8 protein-coding genes and 1 pseudogene are annotated in these 11,083 nt (G+C 63.5%); 6 read left to right on the top strand and 3 right to left on the bottom strand.

Going from position 1 to position 11,083, the window contains the following annotated elements; all coding sequences use genetic code 11:
• A pseudogene (locus tag VE092_RS07650) lies at positions 1-225 on the top strand (hypothetical protein); the annotation flags it as partial.
• A 93-nt stretch (positions 226-318) separates the two neighbouring features.
• Here the strand turns inward: VE092_RS07650 and VE092_RS07645 are convergent.
• The 3 genes from VE092_RS07645 to VE092_RS07635 form a co-directional block, all read right to left on the bottom strand.
• A complete protein-coding gene (locus VE092_RS07645) occupies positions 319-1,641 on the bottom strand; it encodes a hemolysin family protein (RefSeq protein ID WP_324875428.1) in 1,323 nt (440 codons plus the stop codon).
• A 446-nt stretch (positions 1,642-2,087) separates the two neighbouring features.
• Positions 2,088-3,095, bottom strand: a complete 1,008-nt coding sequence (locus VE092_RS07640; RefSeq protein WP_324875426.1) for a zinc-binding alcohol dehydrogenase family protein — start codon at positions 3,093-3,095, stop codon at positions 2,088-2,090.
• 172 nt (positions 3,096-3,267) lie between these two features.
• The gene (locus tag VE092_RS07635; protein WP_324875424.1) at positions 3,268-4,836 is read right to left on the bottom strand and encodes a PLP-dependent aminotransferase family protein; all 1,569 of its coding nucleotides are present in this window, start codon (positions 4,834-4,836) and stop codon (positions 3,268-3,270) included.
• Positions 4,837-4,962: 126 nt separating this feature from the next.
• Between VE092_RS07635 and VE092_RS07630 the strand changes: the two genes are divergently transcribed.
• From VE092_RS07630 to VE092_RS07610, 5 genes are all read left to right on the top strand, one after another.
• Positions 4,963-6,243, top strand: a complete 1,281-nt coding sequence (locus tag VE092_RS07630; protein ID WP_324875422.1) for a 4-aminobutyrate--2-oxoglutarate transaminase — start codon at positions 4,963-4,965, stop codon at positions 6,241-6,243.
• Between the two features lie 96 nt (positions 6,244-6,339).
• Positions 6,340-7,479 (top strand): ABC transporter ATP-binding protein, encoded by a 1,140-nt coding sequence (locus tag VE092_RS07625; protein ID WP_414653437.1) that lies wholly within the window; start codon positions 6,340-6,342, stop codon positions 7,477-7,479.
• A gap of 162 nt (positions 7,480-7,641) precedes the next feature.
• The gene (locus VE092_RS07620; RefSeq protein WP_077236613.1) at positions 7,642-8,685 is read left to right on the top strand and encodes an ABC transporter substrate-binding protein; all 1,044 of its coding nucleotides are present in this window, start codon (positions 7,642-7,644) and stop codon (positions 8,683-8,685) included.
• A gap of 223 nt (positions 8,686-8,908) precedes the next feature.
• On the top strand, positions 8,909-10,192 hold the full coding sequence (locus VE092_RS07615) for an ABC transporter permease (RefSeq protein WP_324875432.1): 1,284 nt from the start codon (positions 8,909-8,911) through the stop codon (positions 10,190-10,192).
• A gap of 52 nt (positions 10,193-10,244) precedes the next feature.
• Positions 10,245-11,078 (top strand): ABC transporter permease, encoded by an 834-nt coding sequence (locus VE092_RS07610; RefSeq protein ID WP_102663092.1) that lies wholly within the window; start codon positions 10,245-10,247, stop codon positions 11,076-11,078.
• Positions 11,079-11,083 lie beyond the last annotated feature (5 nt).

Raw genomic sequence — 11,083 nt, 5'->3', positions numbered from 1 at the left:
ATGCGTGAGCAGTTCGGCATCGACATCAACTGGTTGCTCAGCGGCGCGCCCGCCGACATCACCACCACGCCGCTGGGCCAGGAAGTGCACACTCTGGTTCGTCATTACCGGCGCGCCGACCTGGATGCGCGCGCCATGCTGCTGTACACGGCGCGCTTCATGGCCGGTGAATCCGGAACATCGGGGTCGTCCGCAGCAACAGGGGCAAGTCCCGCCGGTGGGTAGTCATCACGAGGGCACAATAGCAAAAATGCCGTCCGGCACCACACCGGACGGCATTCCGTGACCGAGGACCGGAGCGGTCTCTCGTTGGATGCCCTACTCGCGCAGCTCGGCCATCTTCGGATAGACCTTCACCAGCACGATCTTGGGGCCCGACATGCGCTTGATGACCACATCGAAGGCGGGGAACTCGATCTTCTGGCCTTCCTTGGGCAGGTCACCCAGTTTCTCCATCACCAGGCCACCGACGGAGTCGATGCTGTCGTCGTACTCGATGTCGATGCCCAGCATGTTCTCCAGCGTCACGATGGGCAGGCTGCCCTTGCCCAGCAGGGTGCCGTCATCCTGGCGCGTCCACTCGCCGGTGTTGTGGCGGAATTCATCACGGATTTCGCCCACCAGCAGGCTCAGCATGTTGTCCAGCGTGATGAAGCCCTGCGGCGGCTGGCCCTTCTTGCCGATGATGGCGAAGTGCGGTGTGCCGGTCCGGAAACGACGCAGCAGGTCCAGCGCCGGCAAGGCTGGCGAGATGAACTGCACCGGGCGCAGGTAATCCTTGAGGTTGCCGATGGCGCGACCGTCCTGCTGCGCCAGGAATACATCCTTCAGGTGCACCAGGCCCAGCACCTGCTGGCGCTCCGCATCAAAGTAGGGATAGCGTGAATAACGGTTGCGATAGATGATGTCGAGATTCTCTTCGCGCGTCTTGTCGTCGCCAAGCGCGACGATTTCACTGGCGGGGCGCATGATGTCGGCCACGTCCAGTTCAGCGAAGTTCAGGCTCTGTGCCAGCATGTTCCATTCGTCGCGAGTGAACTTGCCACTCTTGCCGCTCTTGCCACCGGCGCGCAGGATCAGCTTGAGTTCGTCCGACGAATAATGCGCGTCATGCCCGTGGCCGGCGCCCAGCCCGGCCACGCGCAAGAGCCAGTTGGAGCTGGCGTTGAGCACCCAGATCAGCGGATACATGCCCCAGTAGAAGCCATACAGCGGCACCGCGCACCACAGGCCCAGCTTTTCCGGACTGCGGATGGCCATGGACTTGGGGGCCAGTTCGCCGGCCACGATGTGCAGGAAGGAAATGACGAAGAAGGCAAAGACGAACGAGATGCCGTGGATCAGTTCCTGGTTGGTCACGCCCACCAGCGAGAAGAGCGGTTCCAGCAACCGGGCGAATGCCGGTTCACCGATCCAGCCCAGGCCCAGCGAGGCCAGGGTGATACCGAGTTGGCAGGCGGAGAGATAGGCGTCCAGTTGATTGTGGACCACGGCCAGGATGCGGCCGCGCAAGCCTTGTGTTTTTGCGATGGCCCGGATGCGCGTTTGACGCAACTTGACCAGACTGAATTCTGCTGCAACGAAAAAACCGTTCAACGCAACCAGGAAGAAGGCTGCGACGATCAGTAATATGTTTTCCAACGAGGGTTCCTATCGGGGTTGTCAAAGGGCCCGGAAGCAATGAGCCGGTCCGGACCCGGTAATTTACCATGGGTCGGCGGGCGAACCGGTTTTGCTATCAAAATAACAATACTTATATGCAAGTATCCGCCGCCGGGTATCGCCCATTTCAACTGGACATCTTTGCCCGCAATGAACCGCAGCTTTGACTGACTCGCGCGGTAATCGTCGTCGAGAAGGGAATGGCTGTCTCGTCATCGATGGCCCGGGCAACTGCGCGCCCTTGAGCGGCCCGCTCGTTAAAGATATCAAAATCACTCAATCTGATTTTCTTCTCTTTGGTTTTTCCATGCGGGCAACTCCTCTTGCGAATTCTCTCCCCGGACAGATGTGGCTCTGTCTCGGGGCAGGAGTACATTCATTCACATAAAAAGCCGCCGACCTCTAGCGCTTGATTGCGCGTCTCCTCAAAATCCTTCCAGCACCACCTTGCCCCGCGCCCGATTGGTCTCGATCAGGGCATGCGCGCGGCGCAGATTCTCGGCATTGATGCGGCCGAAATGCTCTCCCGTGGTGGTGCGCAGCACACCCTCGTCGATCAGTTGCGCCACGCGTTGCAGAAGCTCGTGCTGGCGGATCATGTCGGCGGTCTGGAACATGGAGCGCGTAAACATCAACTCCCAGTGCAGCGAAATGCTCTTGCGCTTGAGCGGCACCACATCCAGCGTGGCCGGGTCGTCAATCAGGGCCAGTTGGCCCTGCGGCGCCAGCACCTCGACGATCTGCGCAAAGTGCTGGTCGGTGTGGGTCAGGCTGATGACGATATCGACCTCGGGGATGCCGATCTTCTCCAGCTGCGGCTTGAGCGGCTGGCTATGGTCGATCACGTGGTGCGCGCCCAGCTCTTGCACCCATTGCACGGTCTCCGGGCGTGAGGCGGTACCGATGACGGTCAGCTGCGTCAGGCGGCGGGCCAGCTGGGTCAGCATGGAGCCGACGCCCCCGGCAGCACCGATGATGAGCAGGCTGCGTCCCTGGCCACCACCTTCCGGCACAGCCACGCGGTCGAACAGCAGTTCCCAGGCCGTGATGGCCGTCAGCGGGATGGCGGCTGCATCGGCGTGGCCCAGGCTGGCAGGCTTGCGGCCGACGATGCGCTCGTCCACCACGTGCAGTTCGCTGTTGGAGCCGGGTCGGGTGATGGCGCCGGCATAGAACACTTCGTCGCCAGGCTGGAACAGCGTTACCGCCGATCCCACGGCGCGCACCACGCCCGAGGCGTCCCAGCCCAGTACGCGCGGCTCCTTGACGGGCGAGCCGGCGCGCACCTTGGTATCGACCGGATTGACCGAGATCGCCTTGACCTCGACCAGCAGGTCGCGCTCGCCCGGTGTGGGCTCGGGCAGGGTGGTATCGATCAGGGACTCGGGGTTGCTGATGGGCAGGCCGTGCTGCCGGTAGACGATGGCTTTCATGGGAAATCCTTTTCTGTGGAACATGAGGGTTGCATCAGGCAGGAGGCTTGTCTCTGCCTGCCTTGCATGGACACCATCTTAGGTCCGCAAGCACGCGCCCGCCAGAACCTGCCCCGAGAAAGACTTTCATCGCAGACGCGAAAATCGCCCGCAATCCCTTGCTGCAGGCGGCTCACGCCAGGTGCGGCTTGATCACCGCAGCCAGCTTGTCGAAGGCCCGGGCGATCTCGTCATTGGGCACGCTGGCATAGCCCAGCAGCAGTCCGCGCCGCGCGCCACGGGCATGCATGTAGTAGCGCGACAGCGGTCGCACCACGATGCCTGCGGCCAGGGCCTGTTCACAGATGAGCACGTCGTCGCATTCCTGCGGCAGACCCAGCACCAGATGCAGGCCGGCCTCACCGCCGGTGATGGTCATCTTTTCGCCGAAGTGGCGATTGATGGCCTGTTGCAGCAGCTGCAGCCGTTCCGCGTAGAGCACCCGCATCTTGCGGATGTGCGACGCAAAATGCCCCTCGGCCATGAAGTCGGCCAGCGTCGCCTGCAGGAACACCTGACCATTGCGATACAACTCGGCGATGCCGGTGGCGAAGGCGCGGGAGAGCGATTCCGGCACCACCAGAAAACCGATACGCAAGCCCGGGAACATGATCTTGCTGAAGGTCCCCATGTAGAGCACCCGGTCCTGCGTATCCATGCCCTGCAGCGAAGCCAGCGGCCGTCCGCCGTAGCGGAATTCGCTGTCGTAGTCATCCTCGATGATCCACACCTTGTGGGTCGCGGCATATTCCAGCAGCATGCGCCGCCGCGACAGGCTCATCACCATGCCCAGCGGATACTGGTGCGAAGGCGTGGTGCAGATGAAGCGTGGTGGCCGGCGCAGGTTGGCCAGGCGCATGCGCATGCCTTCCTGGTCCACCGCGATGGGGACTGACTGGATACCCAGCGAATTGAGCACGCTGCGTGTGCCCCAGTAGCAGGGGTCTTCGACCCAGGCGGTATCGCCATGCTCGCCCAGCAGCTTGACCACGATGTCGATCGATTGGTGGATGCCGGTGGTGATCAACACCTGCGAGGCCGTGCAATTGACCGAGCGCGCCACGCGCAGGTATTCGGCGATCTGCTCACGCAGCCCCGCATAACCGGCGCCGGGGCCATAGGTCAGCAAGTCGGAATTGGAACGGCGCCAGTGCTTGTTCTGCAGCCGTCCCCAGATCTTGTAAGGCACGCAGGTGACATCCGGCACACCCGGCATGAAGGCGCCCCACTGCCGCTCGCCGACACCGGCCTGGCGCGTCAGCAACGCACCCCGCGCCGACAGTTCGGACTTGCCAGAGGGATCAGTCAATGGCTCCTTGCGCTCCACCGCCTCGGGCATCTGGTCCGGCGCCGTGTCGGCCACGAAGGTACCGGCGCCGGTGCGGCTTTCCAGATACCCCTCGGCCAGCAGCTGCTCATAGGCATAGGTCACGGTATTGCGCGAGGTCCCCAGCTCCGTGGCGAGGTCGCGCGAGGACGGCAATTGCATGCCGGCCGGCAAGGTGTGGGCCAGGATGGCTTCGCGGATCAACTGGTAGATCTGCCGATTCACCGGAACGGCAGCCGCGGTCTTGCCTGTTCGGGGGCTTTTCGTTGCGGTGCTTTCCCGGCCGGCAGCGACACGGCCCTTGCCCGGACCGGCCTTGGACGAAGGCCGGTTGATGCGCAGCAGCAGATAGTCGGACAAGGAGGCGAGTTTCAAGTGGCACCATCAGATATTTGAAATTGGCTCTATATTACAGTGCCACTTGGGTTTTATATTGTTTCCCGACTCAGCAATTTCCGCGCCGTGCCGGCGCCACTCAACGCAGCAAGAACGGAGCAAGCAATGACCACCCAGGTGACCAACCAGGAACTGCAACAACGAAAGAACGCCGCCACCCCGCGCGGCGTGGGCGTGATGTGCGACTTCTACGCCGAGCGTGCCGTCAACGCCGAGTTGTGGGATGTCGAGGGCCGCCGCTTCATCGACTTCGCCGCCGGCATCGCCGTGCTCAACACCGGCCACCGTCATCCGAAGCTGCTCGACGCCATGCGCGCCCAGATGGAGAAGTTCACCCACACCGCCTACCAGATCGTGCCCTATGCCAACTACGTGGAACTGGCCGAGCGCATCAACGCCGTGACCCCGGGCGACTACCCCAAGAAGACCGCCTTCTTCTCCACCGGCGCCGAGGCGGTGGAAAACGCCATCAAGATCGCCCGCGCCCATACCGGCCGTCCTGGCGTGATCGCCTTTGCCGGCGGCTTCCACGGCCGGACCATGATGGGCATGGCGCTGACCGGCAAGGTCGCTCCCTACAAGCTGGGCTTCGGCCCCTTCCCGGGCGACGTCTACCACGCCCCCTACCCCAGCGCCCTGCATGGCATCAGCACCGACGATGCGCTGGACGCCGTCAAGGGCCTCTTCAAGAGCGACATCGAAGCGCGCCGCGTGGCCGCCATCATCCTGGAGCCGGTGCAGGGCGAAGGCGGCTTCTACGCCGCCCCGGCCGATTTCATGCGCGGCCTGCGCGCCATCTGCGACGAGCACGGCATCCTGCTGATCGCCGACGAAGTGCAGTCCGGCTATGGCCGCACCGGCAAACTGTTTGCGATGGAACATTACGATGTGCTGCCCGATTTGATGACCATGGCCAAGAGCCTGGCCGGTGGCATGCCGCTGTCGGCCGTCAACGGTCGCGCCGAGATCATGGATGCGCCCGCCCCCGGTGGCCTGGGCGGCACCTATGCCGGCAATCCCCTGGCGGTTGCCTCGGCGCTGGCGGTGCTGGACGTGATGCAGGAAGAAAAGCTGGTGGCCCGTGGCGCGCGCCTGGGCGACAAACTGCAGGAGCATCTCAAGGAGCTGCGTTCGGCCGTGCCGCAGATTGCCGAAGTACGCGGCGTGGGTGCCATGGTCGCCGTCGAGTTCGCCGACCCGGCCACCGGCAAGCCGGATGCGGACTACACGAAGAAGGTGCAACAGCACGCCCTGGAACACGGCCTGCTGCTGCTGACCTGCGGCAGCTACGGCAACGTGATCCGCTTCCTGTTCCCGCTGACGATTCCCGATGCCGTCATGGACGAAGCGCTGGGCATCCTGGCCGCAGCCATCAAGCTGGCCTGAGATTTGCATTGCAGGGCAGCTGCAGGATCAGTAGCAGATCAGTAACAGGGTAGACGGGCCGGACGACGAATCCGGCCCCGCGTAGAGAGAGGATCGATGATGGCAGCTTATGCAATGAAGCAGGCACCCCAGCAACAGGCGACGGCCGACAGCAATAGCGACGTGCTGGTGCAGTTCTGTGGCGTGAAGAAGACCTATGACGGCGAGAACCTGATCGTCAAGAGCCTGGACCTGGAGATTCGCCGTGGCGAATTCCTGACCCTGCTCGGCCCCTCCGGCTCGGGCAAGACCACCTGCCTGATGATGTTGGCGGGGTTCGAGTTTCCCACGGGCGGCGAGATTCGCCTCGACGGCCAGTTGCTCAACCGCGTACCGCCCCACAAGCGCAACATCGGCATGGTGTTCCAGAACTATGCGCTGTTCCCGCACATGACCATCGCCCAGAACGTGGCCTATCCACTATCGGTGCGCAAGATGGATCGCGCCACCCGCGAAGCCAAGGTCAAGCAGGCGCTGGACATGGTGCAGATGGGGAAATTCGGCGACCGCTATCCGACCCAGCTCTCGGGCGGCCAGCAGCAGCGCGTGGCGCTGGCGCGTACGCTGGTCTTCGATCCGCAACTGGTGTTGATGGACGAACCGCTGGGCGCGCTCGACAAGCAGCTGCGCGAACACATGCAGCTGGAACTGAAGGCCCTGCACAAGCGCCTGGGGGTGACCTTCGTCTATGTCACCCACGACCAGAGCGAAGCCCTGACCATGTCGGACCGCGTGGCCGTTTTCGACCAGGGCGTGATCCAGCAACTGGCCCCGGTGACCGAACTCTACGAATATCCCGACAACCAGTTCGTGGCCAACTTCATCGGCGACAACAACCGTTTCAAGGGCAGCGTGGAATCGGTACAGGGCGAGCACTGTACCGTACGCCTGGCCGATGGCACCGTGCTGACCGGTCTCAATGTCCACCGCGCGCACGCCGGCCAGGCCATCACCGCCTGCGTGCGTCCCGAACGCATCCGCCTGGCTGCCGGTGGCAGCAGCGAACCCAACAGCCTGCGCGCCACCATCGGCGGCCTGATCTATTTCGGCGATCACGTGCGCGTACGTTGCACCGTCACGGGGCAGGAAGATTGCTTCGTCAAGCTCTCCCTGTCCGACCCGGCGCTGGCCGGCCTGACCGAGGGCAGCAGCGTGGTGCTGCATATCGCGCAGGATCGCCTGCGCTGCTTCCTCTGAGCGCCTTGATTCCTTCCCGTTTACTTAGTTTTTTGTTTCGCCGTACCTTGATGTTGCAGTTCCATTTGTTAGTTTTCCAGGCAACGCAGATTGCCCATGAAGTCCGATCCAGCGCAACAACGTCACACAGTCAACAAGCACGATAACCAACGAGGAACAACAATGAAACGCCTGACACCCGCCCTGCTGTCCCCGCTCGCCCTGGGCCTGCTGCTTTCCGGCGCGGCCTCTGCCGCTGAACTGACCCTGGTCAACTTCGGCGGCGCCAATGGCAACGCGCAGAAGGTCGCCTACGTCGAACCCTTCCAGAAGAGCACCGGCACCAAGGTCGTGACTGCCGAATTCAACGGTGAACTGGCCAAGGTCAAGGCCATGGTCGAAACGAAGAAGGTCAGCTGGGACGTGGTGGAAATCGATGGCGGGGACCTGAACCGCGCCTGTGACGACGGCCTGATCGAAAAGCTGGACCTGGCCAAGACCATCAAGAAGGACGACTACATCCCCGAAGCCACCGTCAGCGAATGCGGCATGGGCGCCTTCGTCTGGTCCACCGTGCTGGCCTACAACGCCGACAAGCTCAAGACCGCTCCGACCGGCTGGGCCGATTTCTGGGACACCAAGAAATACCCCGGCAAGCGCGGCATGAAGAAGAGCGCCCAGTACAACCTGGAGTTCGCCCTGATGGCCGACGGCGTGCCGACCAAGGACGTCTACAAGGTGCTGGCCACCAAGGAAGGCGTGGACCGCGCCTTCAAGAAGCTGGATCAGTTGAAACCCAACATCCAGTGGTGGGATGCGGGCGCCCTGCCGGCACAGTTCCTGGCCTCGGGTGACGTGGTCATGGCCAACGCCTACAACGGCCGCATCGATGCCGCCCAGCGCGAAGGCAAGAATCTCAAGGTGGTCTGGACCGGCAGCGTCTACACCCTGGATTACTGGGTGATCCCCAAGGGTTCGCCGAACAAGGCCCTGGCCGAGAAGTTCATCAGCTTCGCCAGCCAGCCCGAGAACCAGAAGGTCTATGCCAATAACATCGCCTACGGCCCCGTCAACAAGGGCGCCCTGAAGCTGCTGGACGCCAAGACCCTGGGCAACCTGCCGACCTCGCCGGCCAATGCCAAGGACGCCGTGCAACTGAGCCTGCAGTTCTGGACCGACCACGGCGAAGAGCTGGAGCAACGCTTCGCCGCCTGGATCGCTAAGTAAGAGGCCCCATGCAGCTGCGCGCTCCCACTCCCGTTCGTCCTGAGTAGCGGCGTAGCCGCGTATCGAAGGCGCCCACCTCTGTGCGCCTTCGATACGGCCCTCGCGGGGCCTACTCAGTCCGAACGGGAGCGGGTATTGCAGCAGCAGTTGCATGCGTCCCGCAACGGCGCGCTGATTTCCAGGAACCGTTGTGTTGAAACTGCTGCCACCGGACTACCGAGACATGACCACCATCGCCACCCGCACCACCGCCGCCATGCCCCTGGCTGAACCCGACCCGCAGCAACTCAAGCGCGAACTGCACGCCGCCCAGACCCGCAAGCGACTGGGTGCGCTGGCACTGATCGCCCCCCTGGCGATCTTCCTGCTGCTGACCTTCGTGGCCCCCATCGTGGCGCTGCTGCAGCGCGCGGTGGAAAATCCCGAAGTCGCCGCTACCCTGCCGCAGACGGTGGCCGTACTGTCGCGCTGGGACCGCAAGGCCGCCCTGCCCGACCAGGCTTACGCCGCCCTGGCCGAAGACCTGGCCCGCGCCAAGGAAGAGACCACCGCCGGCAACCTGGCGCGCCGTCTCAATATCGAAATCGCAGGCTCGCGCTCGCTGGTGATGGGCACCACCCGCGCCATGCCGCTGCGCGACGCCGACGGCAAGCCGCTGGCACCGGCCGCCGCGCGCGAGGCCATCATCGCCCTCAATCCGCTCTGGGGCCAGCCGGACATCTGGCGCGTGATCGCCCAGAACGGCTCGGTCTATTCCCCCTATTACCTGCTGGCCTCGCTGGACCTGCGCCAGAACGTCTTTGGCGACATCGAAGCCGCCGCGCCCGAATCAGCGATCTACCGCACCATCTTCGGCCGCACCCTGTGGATGAGCGCGGTGGTCACCCTGATCACGCTGCTGCTGGCCTATCCGCTGGCCTACTGGCTGTCCACCATGTCGGAGCGCCGTGCCAACCTGCTGATGATCCTGGTGTTGATCCCCTTCTGGACCTCGATCCTGGTGCGTGTGGCGGCCTGGATCGTGCTGCTGCAGTCGGAAGGCCTGATCAACAAGGCGCTGATGCTGGCCGGCCTGACGCAGTCGCCGCTGGAACTGGTGTTCAACCGGGTCGGTGTGTATATCTCGATGACCCACATCCTCTTGCCCTTCATGATCCTGCCGCTCTACAGCGTCATGAAGTCGGTGCCGCCGACCTACCTGAAGGCGGCCGTGTCGCTGGGTAGCCACCCGTTCGCCGCATTCTGGCGCGTCTATGTGCCGCAGACCTATCCGGGCGTAGGTGCCGGCGTGCTGCTGGTGTTCATCATGGCCGGTGGCTACTACATCACCCCGGCCCTGCTGGGCGGCCCCAACGAACAGATGGTGAGCTACTTCATCGCCTACTTCATCAATACCACCATCAACTGGGGCATGGCCTGCGCGCTGGGCGCCCTGCTGCTGGCCGCGACCCTGGTGCTGTACAGCGTCTACCGCCGCTTCGCCAAGGTCGACGTCGGCATCGGATGAGCTTGCACCGACCGACTGCCGCGCTGCCATCGATGAATCCTGGAAACCCGCCATGAACAAACCGCCTCTCTTCCCGCCCTATACCTCGCTCGTCGAACGGGTCTGGTACTTTGCCTCGCGCAGCTTCAACCTGCTGGTGTTGCTGTTCCTGGTGCTGCCCATTCTGGTGATGATCCCGCTGTCGTTTTCCGACAGCAGCTTCCTGATGTATCCCATCAAGGGGTTCTCGCTACGCTGGTATGAGAACCTGTTCACCTCGGACGACTGGATCCGCGCCGCCAGGAACAGCTTCATCGTCGCCCCGGCCGCCACCGTCATCGCTACCGTGCTGGGCACGCTGGCTGCGGTCGGGCTGAACAAGGCCGATTTCCGGGGCAAGGGCATCCTGATGGCGGTGCTGATCTCGCCCATGATCGTGCCGGTGGTGGTGGTGGGCGTGGGGGTGTACCTCTTCTTTGCCCGCATCGGCCTGGCCGACAGCTATCTCGGCCTGATCCTGGCGCACGCCGCACTGGGCGCGCCCTTTGTGGTGACCACGGTACTGGCGACCCTGCAGGGCTTCAACCACAATCTGGTGCGCGCCAGCCTGAGCCTGGGCGCCAGTCCCTTGCGCACCTTCTTCCGCATCACCCTGCCGGTGATCGCGCCGGGCCTGATCTCGGGCGCCCTGTTTGCCTTTGCAACTTCCTTCGATGAAGTGGTTCTTACCCTGTTCGTAGCCGGCCCCGAACAGGCCACGCTGCCGCGCCAGATGTTTGCCGGCATCAAGGACAACATCAGCCCGACCATCGCCGCGCTGGCGACGATCCTGATCCTGTTTTCGACCTGCCTGCTGCTGGCCCTGGAATGGCTGCGCGGGCGCAACAAGGCCGCAGCCCGCTTCTGACGCTA

The sequence above is a fragment of the Herbaspirillum sp. genome (genome assembly GCF_035644555.1).
Taxonomy (GTDB): Bacteria; Pseudomonadota; Gammaproteobacteria; order Burkholderiales; family Burkholderiaceae_D; genus Herbaspirillum.
Note: the sequence above shows the minus strand (reverse complement) of the source record. Positions and strands in the feature narration are given on the sequence as shown.